We start from the raw sequence: 18,025 nt of genomic DNA, 5'->3' as shown, positions 1-18,025 counted from the left end.
TTTTGCTCTTGTTTTTGAAGATCAAGATCAAAAGATCGCAGCCTTCGGCAGCTCCTACACGGGATCCGGTCTAGCGGCGGACTTGCTTCAGGGTCTCGGCAATCAGAAACGCTAATTCCAGCGACTGGTCGGCATTCATCCGTGGATCACAATGGGTGTGATAACGATCGGACAAGCCATCCTCGGTAATCGGTCGCGCGCCGCCAATGCACTCGGTGACGTTCTGTCCGGTCATTTCGATGTGGATGCCGCCGGCATAACTGCCTTCCGCTTCGTGCACCTGGAAGAACTGCTTCACTTCGCCAAGGATCTGCGCGAAGTCGCGGGTCTTGTAGCCGCTGCTGGCCTTGATGGTGTTGCCGTGCATCGGATCGGAGCTCCACAGCACGTGCTTGCCTTCGCGCTGCACCGCGCGGATCAGTGCTGGCAGGTGATCGCCAACCTTGTTTGCGCCCATCCGCGCGATCAGGTTCAGACGGCCCGGATCGTTGTCGGGATTGAGCACGTCGATCAGGCGGATCAGGTCATCGGGGTTCATGCTCGGACCCACTTTGACCCCGATCGGGTTGTTCACCCCGCGCAGGAATTCGACGTGCGCGCCGTCGAGCTGGCGGGTGCGGTCGCCGATCCACAGCATGTGCGCCGAGCAATCGTAATAATCGTTGGTCAGGCTGTCGCGGCGCACGAAGGCTTCTTCGTAGTTCAGCAGCAACGCTTCGTGGGCGGTGAAGAAACTGGTTTCGCGCAGTTGCGGCGAGCTGTCCATGCCGCAGGCGCGCATGAATGCCAGGGTTTCATCGATGCGGTCGGCGAGGTGGCTGTACTTCTCGGCCAGCGCCGAGTTGGCGATGAAATCCAGGTTCCACTTGTGCACTTGATGCAGGTCGGCAAAACCACCCTGAGCAAAAGCGCGCAACAGGTTCAGAGTCGCCGTGGACTGATGGTAGGACTGCAGCAGACGTTCCGGATCCGGCACGCGGCTCTTTTCGTCGAAGCCGATACCGTTGACGATGTCGCCACGGTAGGCCGGCAAAGTCACCCCGCCGATGGTTTCGTCGTTGGCCGAACGCGGCTTGGCGAACTGACCGGCCATGCGCCCGACCTTGACCACCGGGCAGCCGGCGGCGAAGGTCATGACGATTGCCATTTGCAGCAACACTTTAAAGGTGTCGCGGATCTTCGCTGCGGAGAACTCGGCGAAGCTCTCCGCGCAATCGCCGCCCTGCAACAGAAACGCCCGGCCCTGGGTGACTTCGGCGAACTGACGGCGCAGCTCGCGCGCTTCGCCGGCGAACACCAGCGGCGGATAACTGGCCAGCGTTTGCTCGACCTGGCGCAGGTGCGCGGCGTCGGGGTATTGCGGTTGTTGCTGGATCGGCAGGGCGCGCCAGCTGTCAGGGCTCCACGGTTGGCTCATCACGGTCTCGAAGTTCGTACGCAGGGGAGCGCCATGTTAGCAGCAATTAGTGCGTGACCTGTTCCCGCCCCATCGCCGACAATCGCCGCTTTGCCACGGTGCCACAGCGGCGCCATCGCGTCACCGCGCCCGGTGACCATCAGGAGACGAAATGACTGAGGAGCGCGTCGAGCATCTGCTCGCCGAAGTACAGGATGAGTTCGGCGTGATTCGCGTGCTGGAAGTGGCCGATTACCGCTTTCTCGAATTCGGCGATGCGATCGAGCAGAGTTGCGTGTTCACCGCTGACCCGAGCTGGCTGGAGTATGACTACACCCGTGCGATGCTGATCGGCGCGCTGTGTCACGAGCAACCTGAGAGCGCGCTGTTTCTCGGATTGGGCGCGGGCACGCTGACCCAGGCCTGTCTCAAGTTTCTGCCGCTGGAAGACGTCGAAGCCATCGAACTGCGCCCGGACGTGCCGCGTCTGGCCATCGAGTACCTCGGTCTGGATGACGATCCGCGTCTGTACATCCGCGTCGGCGATGCGCTTGAGCTGCTGCCGACTGCCGAGCCGGCGGATCTGATTTTCGTCGACCTGTACACCGATGTCGGCCCCGGGGTCGGGCATCTGGCCTGGAGCTTTCTCGGCGATTGCCAGAAGCGCCTGAATCCGGGCGGCTGGCTGGTGATCAACCAGTGGGCCACCGACGATGGCAAACCACTGGGCGCGGCGTTGTTGCGCGGCCTTTATCACCGGCATTACTGGGAGCTGCCGGTGAAGGAGGGCAACGTGATTCTGATCGTCCCGGCGGACCTCGATCAGACGCTGGATCTGCAGGCGCTGACCCAACGGGCCGAAGCGCTGGCGCCACAGCTGGGGTATTCGTTGCAGTCGTTGATCAAGGCGATTCGCCCGGCGACCTGAAACGAGGGCCGTGCCGGCCCTATCGCGAGCAGGCTCACTCCTACAGGGGATTGCATTTCAAATGTAGGAGTGAGCCTGCTCGCGATGTCGCCTCGACAGGCGCCAGACTTCTCAAACTCCTTTGAAGATCCCTGGCCGCCGCTCCACCAGCGACCGCACCCCCTCCCTGGCATCCTCAGTAGCAAGCAACTTCTTCACCAGTGCCGGTAACGCCTGCGCCGCGGCCGTCTCACCCTCATAGCGCGCCTTTCGCGCCGACAGCAAAGTCGCCTGCACGCCCAGCGGCGCCTGCCGGGCAATCCGTTCGGCCAGCTCGATCGCCCGCGGCATCAGGTCTTCACTGGCCATCACTTCCTGCACCAGGCCCAGATGCAACGCCTCGTGGGCATCAAACTCATCGCCCGTGAGCAACCAGCGCATCGCATTGCCCCAGCCGGCGATCTGCTGGAAACGCAAAGTCGCCCCGCCAAACGGAAAGATCCCACGCTGCACTTCCATCTGCGCGAAGCGGGTGTTGCTCGCGCACAGGTTGATGTCTGCCGCCAGCATCAACTCGATGCCAATGGTCAGGCAGTAACCTTGCGTGGCGACGATCACCGGTTTGCTCACCCGGGGCCCGACGAAAACACCCCAGGGATCGCAACCGCCGCTCGGAACCTGCCAGCCTTCGGCCAGTGCGGCACTGGCATTGACCAGATCGAGCCCGGCGGTGAAGTGCTCGCCGTGGCCGAACACCACGGCCACCCGCGCTTCGCGGTCGGCTTCGAACTCGCCGTAAGCCAGGCTCAGCTCATTGAGCAGATCGAGGTCGAAGGCATTGCGCTTGGCCGCCCGATCAAGGCCGATCAGGTACACGTGACCACGACTTTCTCGGCTGACACGGCCGGCGCAGGGCTGATTCATGAAGAATTCCTCGAGCAGGATGGACGGGTGCGCGGCGCTTTGCCGCAGGTCGGTGAACCGTTTAAGCGTCATCACCCGCAGGGCCGGGCCTTTGCAAAATAGACCGTTGCACGATTATCCGCAAAAGCCCGTTACACGGCGGTGACACACGGGTTGTGGCGATAAAAAAAGCTCCCTTTTTGGGCAAAATCCGGTATAGTGCGCGCCGGCCTTTAACCGGGCCGCGTTTAGGTAGCGCAATTTCCCGAAGTCAGCTTCGGCTGCACGTCCGCACTGCGGGCTCTTCCTTGACGATTCATCTTCATTCATTCGTTTTCGCAAATCCCCGCCGACAAAGCTGCCAGGGCGACTCTTGAGTCTCAACACGGCATGCGCAGCTTTGGAGCATGGGTCTTTGCGGATGCACTTAGAGGCAGACCCATGACCCAGGAAACCGGCGGATTCGCCGCTTTTAATCTCAACCCGAATATTCTTGCAGCCGTCGCAGCGACCGGCTACGAGGAGCCTTCGGCGATTCAGCAGCAATCGATCCCGATCATCATGGCCGGCCAGGACATGATTGGCCAGGCGCAAACCGGTACCGGTAAAACCGCCGCGTTCGCACTGCCTATTCTGCACCGCATCGATCCTGCCAAGCGCGAACCGCAAGCCCTGATCCTGGCGCCAACCCGAGAGTTGGCGCTGCAAGTAGCAACCGCTTTTGAAACCTACGCCAAGCAAATGCCAGGCGTTACGGTCGTGGCCGTTTACGGCGGCGCGCCGATGGGCCCGCAACTCAAGGCAATCCGTAATGGCGCACAGATCGTTGTCGCCACTCCGGGTCGTCTGTGCGACCACTTGCGTCGCGACGAGAAAGTCCTGTCGACCGTGAACCATCTGGTTCTCGACGAAGCCGACGAAATGTTGAAGCTGGGCTTCATGGATGACCTGGAAGTCATCTTCAAGGCTCTGCCAGCGACCCGTCAGACCGTTTTGTTCTCGGCGACCCTGCCGCAGTCGATCCGCGCCATTGCCGAACGCCACCTGCGCGATCCGCAACACGTCAAGATCCAGACCAAGACCCAGACGGTTACCGCGATCGAACAGGCTCACCTGTTGGTTCACGCTGACCAGAAAACCTCGGCCGTGCTCAGCCTGCTGGAAGTCGAAGACTTCGACGCACTGATCATGTTCGTGCGCACCAAGCAGGCCACCCTGGACCTGGCCAGCGCCCTCGACGCCAAAGGCTACAAAGCCGCCGCGCTGAACGGTGACATCGCCCAGAACCAGCGTGAGCGCGTCATCGACTCGCTGAAGGATGGCCGTCTGGACATCGTTGTGGCGACCGACGTTGCTGCCCGTGGTCTGGACGTTCCGCGCATCACTCACGTGTTCAACGTTGACATGCCGTACGATCCGGAATCCTACGTGCACCGTATCGGCCGTACCGGCCGTGCCGGTCGCGAAGGTCGTGCCCTGCTGCTGGTGACTCCACGTGAGCGCCGCATGCTGCAAGTGATCGAGCGTGTAACCGGTCAGAAGGTTGCCGAAGTGCGTCTGCCGGACGCTCAGGCTGTGCTCGATGCCCGCATCAAGAAACTGACCAACAGCCTGTCGCCGCTGGTCGCTGATGCCGAATCGACTCACGGTGAGCTGCTCGATCGCCTGACCGCCGACATCGGTTGCACCCCGCGTGCACTGGCCGCTGCGCTGCTGCGCAAGGCTACCAACGGTCAAGCGCTGAACCTGGCGGCGATCGAGAAGGAACGTCCACTGGTGCCGAACAACGCACCGCGTGGCGACCGTCCTGAGCGTTCCGGCGATCGTCCGGACCGTGGTGATCGCGAGCGTCGCGCGCCAATGCCTTTGGGCGAAGGCCGTGCTCGTTGCCGTACCGCGCTGGGTGCGCGTGACGGTATCGCTGCGAAAAACCTGTTGGGCGCCATCCTCAACGAAGGCGGTCTGGCCCGTGAAGCGATCGGTCGCATCCAGGTGCGTGACAGCTTCAGCCTCGTCGAGCTGCCGGAAGAAGGTCTGGAAAAACTCCTGACCAAACTGAAGGACACTCGCGTTGCTGGCAAGCAGTTGAAGCTGCGTCGCTATCGCGAAGATTGATCCGCCTCTGGGCTGATTGATCGCAGATAAAAAATCCCCGACTGGTTCGGGGATTTTTTTTGCCTGTGTTTTGGCGTCTGTGGGAGCGAGCCTGCTCGCGAAGGCCTCAACCGAAGCGATAAATATCCATACCCAACGCGCCCATCGTAAAGCCCTGATGCGCCACGCTGAAAATCCCGCCAGCACCGCGAGCAAAGAACAACGGCAACAAATGCTCTTCACTCGGGTGGCTGCGCACGGCGCTCGGTGCCTGCTGGCGATAATCATGCAGCGCCGCCTCATCGTCGGCGGCAAGCCTGGCGATCATCCAGTCACGGAAATCCCGCGCCCACGGCTCAATGCTTTCCGGCCCGGCGTGCCAGTCCAGTTCGCGCAGGTTGTGGGTGATGCTGCCGGAGCCGATCAACAGAACGCCTTGCTCGCGCAGGCTCGCCAGAGCACGGCCAACTCGCGTCTGCAGTGCCGGGCCGCCGCGACTCGGCAGCGAGACTTGCACCACCGGAATATCGGCCTGCGGATACATCAGCGACAACGGCACCCAGACGCCATGATCGAACGGTCGTTGCGGATCGGGGCGCGACGGCAGGTCATTGGTGTTGAGAAGCTCAGCCACTTCGGCTGCCAACTGCGGATTGCCCGGCGCCGGATATTGCACTTCGAACAACGCTCGCGGAAAGCCGCCGAAGTCGTGCCAGGTCTCCGGGTGCGGATGGCTGCCGACCAGCAGTTCGTGGCTTTCCCAGTGTGCCGAGACGATGACGATGGCTTTGGGGCGCGGCAGTTCGGCGGCCAGTCGCGCCAGTGCCGGGCCGCTGGCACCGGGTTCCAGCGCCAGCATCGGTGAGCCGTGGGAGATAAACAGGCTGGGCAACATGGACGGACTCCTCAGCGTTAAGATGAGCCATCTTCAGTCAGGTCATCGATCTGAATCCAATATAAGTTTCTGCGGTTTTTCATCGGTTTTTCGGGAGTGATCCATGCAGCCTGAGTTTTGGTACAAGAAATGGGATTCGAACCAGATCGGCTTTCACCAGCCCGAGGCCAACCCGTATTTGCAGCGCTACTGGGCGGATCTGGCGATTGCACCGTCGGCGCGTGTGCTGGTGCCGCTGTGCGGGAAGAGTCTGGATCTGCTCTGGCTTGCCGGGCAGGGGCATCAGGTGCTTGGGGTGGAGCTCGCGGAAAGGGCGGTCGAGGATTTTTTCGTTGAGCACAAGCTTGAGCCGCAGATCAGCGAGCAGGGCGCGTTCAAGGTTTATCGAAGTGATGCCGTCGAACTTTGGTGCGGGGATTTTTTCGCGCTGAAGGCGGAGGATGTCGCGGGTTGCACTGCGTTGTATGACCGCGCCGCGTTGATTGCCTTGCCGGAAGCGATGCGCGAGCGCTACGCGACGCACCTGCAGCAGTTGCTGGCGCAGGGGATGAAAGGGTTGGTGATTACTCTGGATTACGATCAGACGCAGATCCCGGGGCCGCCTTTTGCGGTGAGCGATGGTGAAGTGCAGCGGTTGCTGGGCCAGGGTTGGCAGGTGGAGAGGCTGGAAGAGCGGGATATTCTGGCTGAGAGCCCCAAGTTTCTGCAGGGCGGGGCTGAGTGGTTGGTGGAGCGGGTTTATCGGGTTTCTTCCAGATAGTTTTTTGTTAACAGTTCCGGCGTCTTCGCGAGCAGGCTCGCTCCCACAGGGGAATGCATTCCAAAGGTGGGAGCGAGCCTGCTCGCGAAAGGGTTGGCACTGCCAGCGCATAATCGTCGGACACAAAAAAAGGCCCGCATCACTGCGGGCCTTCTTTTTTATTGCGATCAGATCAACCGCGACGACGCAATGCGTCAATACGCTCTTCCAGCGGCGGGTGGCTCATGAACATGCGGGCGAAGCCCTGTTTGATGCCACCGTTGATGCCAAAGGCGTTCAGGGTGTCGGGCATGTGCACCGGCAAGCCCTGTTCGGCGCGCAAGCGTTGCAGCGCGCCGATCATCGCGCTGGTACCGGCCAGGCGGGCGCCGGCTTCGTCGGCGCGGAATTCGCGCTTGCGCGAGAACCACATGACGATCGCACTGGCGAGAATGCCCAGCACCAGTTCGGCGAAGATGGTCGCGACGTAGTAGGCGATGCCCTGGCCTTCTTCGTTCTTGAAGATCACCTTGTCGACGAAGTTGCCGATGATCCGCGCGAAGAACATCACAAAGGTGTTCACCACGCCCTGGATCAGTGCCAGCGTAACCATGTCACCGTTGGCAACGTGACCGATTTCGTGGGCCAGTACGGCTTTCACTTCATCGGGCGAGAAACGCTCGAGCAGGCCCTGGCTGACCGCGACCAGCGCGTCGTTCTTGTTCCAGCCGGTGGCGAAGGCATTCGCCTCGTAGGCCGGGAAAATCCCGACTTCAGGCATCTTGATCCCGGCTTCGCGGGACAGTTGCTCGACCGTTTGCAGCAGCCATTGCTCATGACGAGTGCGTGGCTGGCTGATGATTTGCGTTCCGGTGCTCATCTTCGCCATCCACTTGGAGATGAACAGTGAGAACAGCGAGCCGGCGAAACCAAAGACCGCACAGAAAACCAGCAGCTGACTGAGGTCGAGATCGACCCCGTTGGCCGCCATGAACCCGTTGAAGCCGAACAGGCTCAGGGTGATGCTGGCTATCAGCACGACCGCCAGGTTAGTGGCCAAAAACAGCAGGATGCGCATCATGGTTGTAGAACTCTCCTCAAGCTAAAGATGTAGCGTACTGCGGGGTATATAAGGTGCGGCACCGGGCTATTCAACCGAGTGACTATTTCAAACTGTGTCCTACAGCGGTTTCCTGAGGAAAAAGAAAATTCCCACTCTCAATTCCGATGCGGATGACACAGCTTCGCGCCCCGCTGCCATTAGGTCGGACACGTCTGCACGCCTCGCATCGCAAGTGTAGAAGGGCTGCAAAGGTGCGGAACAAAGATGTGTTGCTGAATCAGACAGTACGCAACGGCTGATCCGTTGCGCACTGCTGGCCTATTACTGGCGGTAGGACTTGAGGAAGTTGCCGATACGGCCGATGGCCATTTCCAGATCATCGACGCGGGGCAGGGTGACCACACGGAAGTGATCCGGCCAAGGCCAGTTGAATGCCGTTCCTTGCACCACCAGCAGCTTCTCGGAGAGCAGCAGGTCGAGGACGAATTTCTCGTCGTTATGGATCGGGCAGACCTTCGGGTCGATTTTCGGGAATGCGTACAGCGCGCCCATCGGCTTGACGCAGCTGACACCGGGAATGTCATTGAGCAGTTCCCAGGTGCGGTTGCGCTGTTCCAGCAGGCGGCCCTGGGGCAGGACCAGATCGTTGATGCTCTGATAGCCGCCCAGCGCGGTCTGGATCGCGTGCTGGCTCGGCACGTTGGCGCACAGACGCATGTTGGCCAGCATGTCGATGCCTTCGATATAGCTCTGTGCGTTGTGTTTCGGCCCGGAGATGGCGATCCATCCGGAGCGGAAACCGGCCACGCGGTAGGATTTCGACAGGCCGTTGAAGGTCAGGCAGAGCAGGTCCGGCGCCAGCGAAGCGGTGCAGATGTGCACGGCATCGTCATACAGGATCTTGTCGTAGATTTCATCGGAGAACACCACCAGGTTGTGCGCCCTGGCGATTTCCAGCATGCCCAGCAACACTTCCTTCGAGTACACCGCACCGGTCGGGTTGTTCGGGTTGATGATCACCATGGCCTTGGTGTTCGGGGTGATCCTGGCCTTGATGTCGGCCAGGTCCGGGAACCAGTCGGCGCCTTCATCGCACAGGTAATGCACGGCATTACCGCCGGCGAGGCTGACGGCGGCGGTCCACAGCGGATAGTCCGGCGCTGGCACCAGTACTTCGTCGCCGTTATTGAGCAGCGCCTGCAGCAACATCACGATCAGCTCGGAAACACCGTTGCCCAGGTAGATGTCTTCGATGCCGACGCCCTCGACCTGTTTCTGCTGGTAGTACTGCATCACCGCCTTGCGCGCGCTGAACAGGCCTTTGGAATCGCTGTAGCCTTGCGCGGTCGGCAGGTTGCGGATCACGTCCTGGAGGATTTCGTCCGGCGCTTCGAAACCAAACGGCGCCGGGTTGCCGATGTTCAGCTTGAGGATGCGCTGGCCTTCCTCTTCCAGTCGTTTGGCGTGCTTGAGCACCGGGCCGCGAATGTCGTAGCAGACGTTGGCGAGCTTGTTCGATTTGCTGAACTGCATGGCGATGTGATCCCGAAAATGAACGATCCAGACGGCAAGTGGACAACCGTACTGGGATTGCTGCGTCTTCGCACAGGCGGAGGTCTGTCGCTTGAGCGCTCAGAATCCGTTTGAATGCGCCCGGTCTGGCTGCCAGACTGGCGCGTGACGAGGCGCAATCATACGTGCCGCCCGATCCGTGGAAAAGGTACAGATCGGGCTTTTTCAGCCGCTGAGGTGTGATGATGGAAAAGTTGCAGAAAACCCTGGAAGAGTGGAAAGCCATGCTCGACCCCGAGCAGTACAACGTCTGCCGTCTGAGTGCCACCGAGCGCCCGTTCTCCGGCAAATACAACGACACCAAAACCGACGGTGTCTACCACTGCATCTGCTGCAATGAACCACTGTTCGATTCCACGACCAAGTTCGATTCCGGTTGCGGCTGGCCGAGCTTCTACGCGCCGATCGGCGAAAGCGCGATGACCGAAATCCGTGATACCAGCCACGGCATGATCCGCACCGAAGTGAAATGCGCGTGCTGCGATGCGCATCTTGGCCATGTGTTCCCGGATGGCCCGCCACCGACTGGCCTGCGGTACTGCATCAACTCGGTGTGCCTGAATCTCGAGCCCCGCGAATAACCGAACCAGGCGACGCGATGTCGCCTGTTTTTCGAATAATTAAATTGCACACAATTCAATTGCTCGTTATGTTCGCCCTTTCCTCACGATTGCGGAGCCATCTCATGAGCGACAACCTGCTGAATATCCCCTGCACCACCATCAAGGGTGAGCAAAAGACCCTCGCCGACTTCGCTGGCAAAGCAGTGCTGGTGGTCAACACGGCGAGCAAGTGTGGCTTCACTCCGCAATACAAAGGCCTCGAAGAGCTCTGGCAGACCTACAAGGACCAGGGGCTGGTGGTGCTGGGCTTTCCCTGCAACCAGTTCGGCAAGCAGGAACCGGGCACTGAGGGCGCCATCAGCGAATTCTGCGAGCTGAATTTCGGCGTCAGCTTCCCGCTGTTCAAGAAGATCGACGTCAATGGCGCCGATGCTCATCCACTGTTCGTGCAGTTGAAGAAACGCGCCCCGGGCGTGCTCGGCTCGCAGGGCATCAAGTGGAACTTCACCAAGTTCCTGATCGGCAAGGACGGCCAGTTGGTAAAGCGTTTCGCCCCGACGACCAAGCCGCAGGATCTGAGCGGCGAGATCGAAGCCTTGCTGAAATGAGTCTGGCGGTTGATTCGCTGAAGCTCGACAGCCAGTTGTGCTTCAAGCTTTACGCAGCCTCGCGGGCGGTGATTCGCGCCTACAAGCCGATGCTTGATCAGTTGGGCCTGACTTACCCGCAGTACCTGGCGATGCTGGTGTTGTGGGAGTGGCAGGACGCTGCACCGGAGCAGCCGACGGTAAAAGCCCTCGGTGAGCGTCTGGCGCTGGACTCGGGCACGTTGACGCCGTTGCTCAAGCGGCTGGAGCACATCGATCTGGTCCAGCGTCGGCGCTCGGAGCGCGATGAACGCGAGGTGCATTTGAGCCTGACGCCTGTCGGCGCAGCATTGCGCGAACAGGTCGGGCCGCTGAAAGCGCGCCTGTTATGCGACAGCGGCGTTGATCTCGACCGTCTCGACGACTTGCGCGCCGGCCTCGATCACTTGCTGGGGCAGATCAAAGCGCTGACGTAGTCGGCATCCACTGATCGAGCAACGCCGCGAGTTCTTCGCGGCGAAAGGGTTTGGCCAGATAATCGCTCATGCCGGCCGCGCGGCAGCGTTCGCGCTCCTCGGACATGGCATTGGCGGTCAGCGCGACGATCGGCAGATTCGGCCAGCGTCCGCTCTGGCGAATCTGCCGACTGGCTTCATAGCCATCCATCACCGGCATGTTGCAATCCATCAGCACCAGATCGAAATCGGCAAACTCCAGCTGGTCCAGCGCCTCGGCGCCATGGCCCGCCACCACCACATCGCAGCCAAGCTTGCCGAGCATGCCTTTGGCGACCAACTGATTGACCGGGTTGTCCTCGACCAGCAGCACCTTGCCCCGACGCGTGGACGGCGAGGCATCCGCTTGCGTTTCACTGAGGGTGGCAACATCCGGTTGCAGAATCCGCCGCAGGTGCTGATAGAGCGCGTTGCGCGCCAGCGGCCGGGCTTGCTGCTGCAAGGGGGCGAGGGCGGCGGCTTCTTCGCTGGGCAGGAAACTGCCGTAAGCCGTCACCAGCAGAATCGGTGCGGTGATGTTCGGGCGCAGACCGAACAGGCACTCCGGGCAATCAGTGATCAGTACGTCAGGATTCAGGCCCAGCAGCGAGTCATCGATGGTGCGCTGCGTGTATTCCAGCCCCCACACCGGCAACAGGCTTTTCAGCAGCTCTGCCAGACCACTGCTGGCGGCGGTGATCGCCAGGACCTTGCCGCGTAACGGCTCCGGCGCCAGTGCGCGGGTGTGGCTTGGCAGGGGCAGGTCGGCGCAGAACTGGCTGCCGAAACCGCTCTCGGAACTGATGGTCAGGCGGCCCTGCATGGCTTCGCACAGGTTGTACGTCAGCGCCAGACCCAGCCCGGTGCCGCCGTATTGACGGGTAATGCCAGCGCCGGCCTGAGTGAACGGCTGGAAGATTTTCACCTGAGCTTCCTGGGCGATACCGATGCCGGTATCGCAGACTTCGATGCGCACGCCATGCTTGTGCGCCGACAAACGCACGTCGACCCGACCGAAGCGGGTGAATTTCAGTGCATTGGACAAAAGGTTGCTGACAATCTGCCGCACTCGCGTCGGGTCCCCCAGCACCAGGGCCGGGAAGTGCGGCTCGATCAAACAGGTCAGCTCAACGCTCGGCGCAGCATTTTGTGAGAGCAGATTGGCCGTGTCCTCGATCAGCGAGCCGAGATCGAACGGGATGTTTTCCAGCTCCAGTTGCCCGGCGTCGAATTTCGACAGGTCGAGAATATCGTTGAGCAGTTCCACCAGCACCTTGCCCGAGTCGTGGGCAATCGACAATTGTTGCTGCTGCTCGGCGTTCAGCGGGCCGTCCAGCGACAGCGCGATCATCCCCAGCAAGCCGTTGAGCGGCGTGCGGATTTCATGGCTCATGTTGGCCAGAAAGGCCGAACGCGCTTCGGCCATGTCCAGCGCCGTGCGGCGCGCCACTTCGAGTTCTTCGTTGGACTGGCTGAGGCGGGCGTTGATCGCCTTGAGCTCGGCGGTGCGCGCCGAGACGATGTCTTCAAGTTGCGCGAGGTATTCGGTCAGGCGGTTTTCCGCTGTACGCCGTTGCTGGATTTCCGTGGCGATGTTTTCGAATTGCTGATTGGCGACTTTTACCAGTACGCCGATTTCATCATTGCCGTGGCCGGCGGGGCACTCCAGCGTGGTCGGCTCGGCGCTGCGTGGATCGCGGCCGCTGAGCTCGCGGATGACTCGCACCAGCGGCTTGGTCAGCATCACGTAGAACAGCGCCAGCAGGATCCCGGTCAGCAGCAGGCTGCGGGCGAAGCCATTGAGCAGGGTGACTTCTGCACGTCGCAGGAAACGGCTGCCGAAGGCATAGGTGTCGACTTCGAGCTTGAGGACGCCGAGGGATTCATTGGGCAAGTGGTCGAGGTACAGGCGGTCTTCGAAATGACGCTTGGCGCCGAACAGGAAGTCGCTGATCAGCCGATAGTTGCTCTGCAGTTCCGGGCGTTTGACGTTGGCCAGCACGGTCTCGTTGTTGTCGATCAGTTGCGCGGCGATGATCGCCGGCGAGCGCAGCAGGCCCAGGGTGAGTTCCTGCGCCAGTTCGGCGTCGATGTTGTAGGCGATGCGCGAGGCCGGGTTGTGGCTGATTTCCAGCAGGGCGAGGATTTCCCGGTTGATGGAAGCGTCTTCGCTGGCATAATCGATGCCGATCTGCAGCAGACTGAGCAGGGTGCCCAGAATGAACCCGACCAGCACGGTAAGCCTGGCTTGCTTGTATGACAGCCGGTGGGTGAATTTGATATCCATGAGGTGTTGAACCACTTCCGTTTCCCTTCGCTGCTCAAGCATAGTCGATCATGTATGGATACCGAGGTTCCCGAATCGCCTTGTAACAAGGCTTGGTCGGGCAATTCTATCTGTGCGGGGTCGCCGGATCGTCATCATCACTGTGAAAGTGCCCGAGGAGAAGACGTGGATTCCCGATTGAATGCTTTTCTTGAACGCGCCGAGTCGGTTCTGGCGCGAATCGAACCACTGTTGCCGGCACCGCGTCCTGTCATTGACTGGAATACGTGTCTGGCGGCGCGCTGGCAGCGTGACGGGCGCAGCGGTTATCTGCTGCCGCTGGAAGTCAGCCTCGACATGCGCCTGTCGGACCTGATCGGCGTCGACCGTCAGTTGGAGCAATTGGGGCGCAACACGCAACAGTTTCTCGATGGCATGCCGGCCAACCACGCTTTGCTCTGGGGCTCGCGCGGCACTGGCAAGTCCTCGCTGGTACGGGCGTTGCTGGCCGAGCATGCCGGAGCGGGCCTGCGTCTGATCGAGATCGAGCGCGATCATCTGGCGGACTTGCCACGGGTGGTCGAGCAGGTCGCCAAATTGCCGCAACGTTTCGTGCTGTTCTGTGATGACTTGTCGTTCGAATCCGGCGAAGGCGACTACCGCGTGCTGAAAAGCGTGCTTGACGGTTCGCTCGAGCAGGCCCCCGACAACGTCTTGCTGTACGCCACTTCCAACCGCCGCCACCTGGTGCCGGAAAAGGAAAGCGACAACGAAAACTGGAAGCGCGTCGACGGCGAACTGCACCCCAGCGAAGCGGTGGAAGACAAGATCGCCCTGTCGGACCGCTTCGGTCTGTGGCTGTCGTTCTATCCGTTTACCCAGGAACACTTCCTCAATGTCGTCGAACACTGGATCGGCCAGTTGGCCGCCAAGGCCGGCCTGAGCTGGCAGCGCGACGAAGCACTGGACATTCTCGCCGTGCGCTGGGCCACCGGCCGCGGTAATCGCAACGGACGTTGCGCGTATCAATTCGCCCGCTACTGGGTGGGACTGAAATTGCTGGAGCACAAGGCATGATTGATTTGCAACACAGCGGCCAGGGCCTCGAAGGCTACGGTATGTTGGCTGCCCAACTGGAGTCGCTGCTGGCGGACGAGCGCGATTTCATCGCCAATGCCGCGCAGTTTTCCGCGTTCCTGTTCAATCAGCTCGATGATTTGAACTGGGCCGGTTTCTACCTTAATCGCAACGAAGAACTGGTGCTCGGCCCGTTTCAAGGCCAGATCGCGTGCGTGCGCATTCCGTTCGGGCGTGGTGTGTGTGGCGCGGCGGCTGCCAGTCTGCAGACTCAGCGCGTCGAAGATGTGCATGCCTTCCCCGGCCACATCGCCTGCGACAGCGCGTCCAACAGTGAGTTGGTGGTGCCGTTGGTCAAGGACGGTCGCCTGATTGGCGTGCTTGACCTCGACAGCCCGAAGCTGGCGCGTTTCGGCGCCGCAGACCAGGCCGGCATCGAGCAACTGGCGGCGATTTTCCTGCGCCTGACCGACTGCTGATCAACCGCTGAGGCCAGCCTTGTGCAACAGGCTGGCCGTGTCCACGCTGTCGACTTGCGCGGGATCGAGAAACCGCGTCGCGTACTGCATGTACACCCCCTCGTTGATGAACAGGCCGAACAGCGGCGCGTCAATGTGCGCTTCGCGGCACATGGTCGCCATGATCCCCAGCGCCTCGCTCAACGACTTGGCTTTCTTGTAAGGGCGATCGGCGGCGGTCAGCGCTTCGAAAATATCGGCAATCGCCATCATCCGCGCCGGCAGGCTCATCTGCTCGCGCTTCAGCCGTTTCGGGTAGCCGGTGCCGTCCATTTTTTCGTGATGGCCGCCAGCGATCTCGGCGATGCTGTCGAGGTGGCCGGGGAAGGGCAGGCGGCTGAGCATCATGATCGTCTGCACCATGTGGTGATTGATGATGTAGCGCTCTTCGCGGGTCAGCGTGCCCCGGGCGATCTTCAGGTTGTAGAGCTCGCCGCGATTGTATTTGTATTTGGGCACATCAAGTTTGAAGCCCCAGGGATTGTCTTCCGGGATCAGCTCGTTCGGGTCGCGTTCGATCAGATGCTCGGGTTTGTCGGCCAGCAGTCTTTCGCTGACGGGCAGCGTGGGCGCAGGCGTTTTCGTCTGGCGGCGGTGTTCTTCCCATGACACACCGAGGCGATCGTCAAGCGTGCGCAGCCAGGTGCGTTGCGCGATCTGATCAAGGCGTTGCAGATCAGCCTCGGCCATGGCCTCGCCACCGAGATTGCAGCGGGCGACAAAGGCAAAATCGTCGTCCAGCGTCATCAACTCGAGGTCACGCGAGCGGGCCAGCGCAGCGTCGTCTGCACCGTTCGCCAACGTCTGCCAGTAGTTGATCCACACATCACGCTTGAGCACTTCGAAACGCGTACGGATTTCGTGGATGCGGTCGTTGATGGTTTCAAGTTTGGTGGCTTTGTCGACCACGTATTCCGGCGTCGTGACCTTGCCGCAATCGTGCAGCCACGCGGCGATGTGCAACGCCTCCCATTCATCCTCACTGGGCTGATAGGCACTGAACGCCGGCGCCTGGCTGGCGGCGGCAGCCTGGGCGAGCATCAGCGTCAGTTCCGGTACTCGCTGGCAGTGGCCGCCGGTGTACGGGCTCTTGGCGTCGATCGCGCTGGCGAGCAGCTGGATGAAAGCATCGAGCAATTGTTTCTGCCGGGCCTGCAGGCGCTGGCTTTCGATGCTCACCGCCGCCGCGCCGGACACCGCCTGCAAAAAGGCGATGCGGTCAGGCCGCAGTTTTTCCAGATCGCTCGGCGCACCGCTGTCATCGACCAGCAGAATCAGCAGGCCGATGGTTTCATCATGCTGGTTGTGCAGGCGGATACCAATCAGGTGGATGCGTGGCGACTGCATCGCCAGGAGGATTTTCTGCAAGTCGCCGGCCTGATCGAAGCCCAGATGGCTGACGGTATTGTTGGCGCTGGCCAATTGTTCGAACCACGCCGGCCCGCTGTTTTGATGCAGCTCACGGCCCTGAATGTCAAATGCCTCCAGTGCTTGCGGTACGCCATCGATGATCAGCCCATAAGGTTCCATGCGGGCACCGTCGGCTTCACGCAGATAGATCAGGCCGGCCTGAGCCTGGGCGATTTGCACGGTTTCGAAGAGCACTCGTTCAAGCAACGGGGCGAAGCGTGTTTCGGCACACAGGCTGTCGGTGATCCGGAAGAAACTGCCCAGGGTGTCCTTCATCCGCGCCATGGACAGGCTCAATCGGTCGATTTCCAGCACGGCTGAGCGGCGGGTCAGTGGGAAGTTGAAGTCGAAGCTGCGAATGGCATCGGCTTCCTTGACCAATGCATGCAGCGGTTTGACGAGGATCCGCGAAGTCACCCAGCCCAGTGGCAGGCACAGCAGCAAGATCGCCAAGGTGATGAGCGCGCCTTGCCAGCGCAGGCGGAAAGCGTCGGCCAGTAATTCATCTTCCGGCACCAGCAGCGCCAGTTGCAGACCTTTTGGCCCACCTTCCTCAATGCCGGTACGGGCGACGATCCATTGCCGGCCGTTCACCTGCAGGCGCTTGCCAATATCTCCTGCGCTGAAAAGTGCGTTCAGCTCGGGGCTCAGATCGGCCGCTCGGGCCAGCCGCGCCGAGCGGTCGTCGACGATCAGGCGATGGCTGTCGGGGTAGGCCACGGCATTGCCGTCGGTGTCGTACAACGCGATTTCCGTAGAGGGCGTGACCCGGTGCCTGCCAAGGGCGGTCGACAGCGAGGCGAGGGTCAGGTCGGCGCCAATCACGGCGTTCTCGCCGCTGCGCCGGGCCAGCGTGGTGCCGACATTGTGAGTGGAGAAAAATACGTAGGGTTCGGTGGTGATCTGCCCGGCCTGTTGCAGGGCGTCGCTGAACCAGTTCCGGTTGCGTGGATCGTAGGCGTCCTGCGGATGATCGCGGCGGCTGATCGGGGTCAGGCCCTGATCAAAGAACAGTGATTGCGAGCGTATGGCGCCTTGGGGATCGTGCTCGATGCTCCACACCTGATACACCGCCGTGTCCGGCGCCTGCAACTGGGCCTTGAGCGCCGCCGTGCGCAGCGCCCGCACCATGAAAAAGTCGCCATTGGCGTAACCCAGATACAGCGAAGCCAGCGCCGGGTTGTCGACCAATGACTGGCTGAAGGGCTTGAGCAAGGGCAGGCGATGCTCAAGATCAGCAGACTGGGCCGCCGGGGTATCTGCCAGCAGGCTCAACAGATGGCGGATCGGCTGGTAAGTCGCCTGCAGGTCATCGCGCACATCCTGTTCGATGCGATCGAACAGTTTCTCGCTGCTCGACAGAATGATCTGCGTGGTCTGGCGGTAATTGAACAGGCCCAGCACTACGCCCGTCAGCAACAAAAGAAAAGTGAACATGACGCTGATGTGCACGTGCAGCGGCAAGCGGCGCTGCTCGGGGCGCAGTGGGCTGGGCATTGCAGGCTCTCCATGAATGTTTAACTCACTGCTCAGCCCCAAGC

The 18,025-nt window shown here is 61.1% G+C and carries 15 protein-coding genes; 8 read left to right on the top strand and 7 right to left on the bottom strand.

Annotated features, from left to right (window positions below; translation table 11 throughout):
• Positions 1-70 precede the first annotated feature (70 nt).
• Positions 71-1,417: a class II 3-deoxy-7-phosphoheptulonate synthase gene (locus tag LIS66_RS18495; RefSeq protein WP_042607881.1), complete on the bottom strand. Its 1,347-nt coding sequence runs from the start codon at positions 1,415-1,417 to the stop codon at positions 71-73.
• A gap of 151 nt (positions 1,418-1,568) precedes the next feature.
• Between LIS66_RS18495 and LIS66_RS18490 the strand changes: the two genes are divergently transcribed.
• A complete protein-coding gene (locus LIS66_RS18490) occupies positions 1,569-2,324 on the top strand; it encodes a spermidine synthase (protein ID WP_042607880.1) in 756 nt (251 codons plus the stop codon).
• 111 nt (positions 2,325-2,435) lie between these two features.
• Here the strand turns inward: LIS66_RS18490 and LIS66_RS18485 are convergent, their stop codons facing one another.
• On the bottom strand, positions 2,436-3,227 hold the full coding sequence (locus LIS66_RS18485) for a crotonase/enoyl-CoA hydratase family protein (protein WP_227974532.1): 792 nt from the start codon (positions 3,225-3,227) through the stop codon (positions 2,436-2,438).
• A gap of 420 nt (positions 3,228-3,647) precedes the next feature.
• Between LIS66_RS18485 and LIS66_RS18480 the strand changes: the two genes are divergently transcribed.
• A complete protein-coding gene (locus tag LIS66_RS18480) occupies positions 3,648-5,321 on the top strand; it encodes a DEAD/DEAH box helicase (protein WP_042607879.1) in 1,674 nt (557 codons plus the stop codon).
• Between the two features lie 106 nt (positions 5,322-5,427).
• On the opposite strand, the gene LIS66_RS18475 is transcribed toward LIS66_RS18480, so the two are convergent.
• Entirely contained in the window at positions 5,428-6,195 is a 768-nt protein-coding gene (locus LIS66_RS18475; protein WP_227972779.1) for a DODA-type extradiol aromatic ring-opening family dioxygenase, read from the bottom strand.
• A gap of 103 nt (positions 6,196-6,298) precedes the next feature.
• Between LIS66_RS18475 and LIS66_RS18470 the strand changes: the two genes are divergently transcribed.
• A complete protein-coding gene (locus LIS66_RS18470; protein WP_065616894.1) occupies positions 6,299-6,955 on the top strand; it encodes a thiopurine S-methyltransferase in 657 nt (218 codons plus the stop codon).
• Positions 6,956-7,127: 172 nt separating this feature from the next.
• On the opposite strand, the gene htpX is transcribed toward LIS66_RS18470, so the two are convergent.
• Both htpX and LIS66_RS18460 read right to left on the bottom strand, forming a co-directional pair.
• Positions 7,128-8,015, bottom strand: coding sequence for a protease HtpX (gene htpX / locus LIS66_RS18465; RefSeq protein ID WP_007908619.1), 888 nt, complete (start codon positions 8,013-8,015; stop codon positions 7,128-7,130).
• 303 nt (positions 8,016-8,318) lie between these two features.
• Entirely contained in the window at positions 8,319-9,530 is a 1,212-nt protein-coding gene (locus tag LIS66_RS18460) for a pyridoxal phosphate-dependent aminotransferase (protein ID WP_227972778.1), read from the bottom strand.
• Positions 9,531-9,754: 224 nt separating this feature from the next.
• Here LIS66_RS18460 and msrB point away from each other — a divergent pair, with 224 nt between their 5' ends.
• The 3 genes from msrB to LIS66_RS18445 all read left to right on the top strand — a co-directional run bounded on the left by msrB (position 9,755) and on the right by LIS66_RS18445 (position 11,195).
• The gene (gene msrB / locus LIS66_RS18455) at positions 9,755-10,150 is read left to right on the top strand and encodes a peptide-methionine (R)-S-oxide reductase MsrB (protein ID WP_227972777.1); all 396 of its coding nucleotides are present in this window, start codon (positions 9,755-9,757) and stop codon (positions 10,148-10,150) included.
• A gap of 104 nt (positions 10,151-10,254) precedes the next feature.
• Positions 10,255-10,740: a glutathione peroxidase gene (locus LIS66_RS18450; RefSeq protein ID WP_042607874.1), complete on the top strand. Its 486-nt coding sequence runs from the start codon at positions 10,255-10,257 to the stop codon at positions 10,738-10,740.
• Positions 10,737-11,195: a MarR family winged helix-turn-helix transcriptional regulator gene (locus tag LIS66_RS18445; RefSeq protein ID WP_064361544.1), complete on the top strand. Its 459-nt coding sequence runs from the start codon at positions 10,737-10,739 to the stop codon at positions 11,193-11,195. Before LIS66_RS18450 ends, LIS66_RS18445 begins: the two co-directional genes overlap by 4 nt.
• Here the strand turns inward: LIS66_RS18445 and LIS66_RS18440 are convergent.
• Positions 11,179-13,500: a hybrid sensor histidine kinase/response regulator gene (locus tag LIS66_RS18440; RefSeq protein ID WP_042607872.1), complete on the bottom strand. Its 2,322-nt coding sequence runs from the start codon at positions 13,498-13,500 to the stop codon at positions 11,179-11,181. The two genes, LIS66_RS18445 and LIS66_RS18440, sit on opposite strands and share 17 nt — an antisense overlap.
• Before the next feature lie 165 nt (positions 13,501-13,665).
• On the opposite strand from LIS66_RS18440, the gene LIS66_RS18435 reads away from it, so the two are divergent.
• Together LIS66_RS18435 and LIS66_RS18430 are read left to right on the top strand one after the other, a co-directional pair.
• The gene (locus tag LIS66_RS18435; RefSeq protein WP_041478431.1) at positions 13,666-14,556 is read left to right on the top strand and encodes an ATP-binding protein; all 891 of its coding nucleotides are present in this window, start codon (positions 13,666-13,668) and stop codon (positions 14,554-14,556) included.
• Positions 14,553-15,035, top strand: a complete 483-nt coding sequence (locus LIS66_RS18430; RefSeq protein WP_042607871.1) for a GAF domain-containing protein — start codon at positions 14,553-14,555, stop codon at positions 15,033-15,035. Before LIS66_RS18435 ends, LIS66_RS18430 begins: the two co-directional genes overlap by 4 nt.
• Here the strand turns inward: LIS66_RS18430 and LIS66_RS18425 are convergent, their stop codons facing one another.
• Positions 15,036-17,981, bottom strand: a complete 2,946-nt coding sequence (locus LIS66_RS18425) for an HD domain-containing phosphohydrolase (protein ID WP_227972776.1) — start codon at positions 17,979-17,981, stop codon at positions 15,036-15,038.
• Positions 17,982-18,025 lie beyond the last annotated feature (44 nt).

Source organism: Pseudomonas sp. HN2 (genome assembly GCF_020736465.1).
GTDB lineage: Bacteria > Pseudomonadota > Gammaproteobacteria > Pseudomonadales > Pseudomonadaceae > Aquipseudomonas > Aquipseudomonas moraviensis_A.
This window is presented reverse-complemented; position numbering and strand designations above follow the sequence as displayed.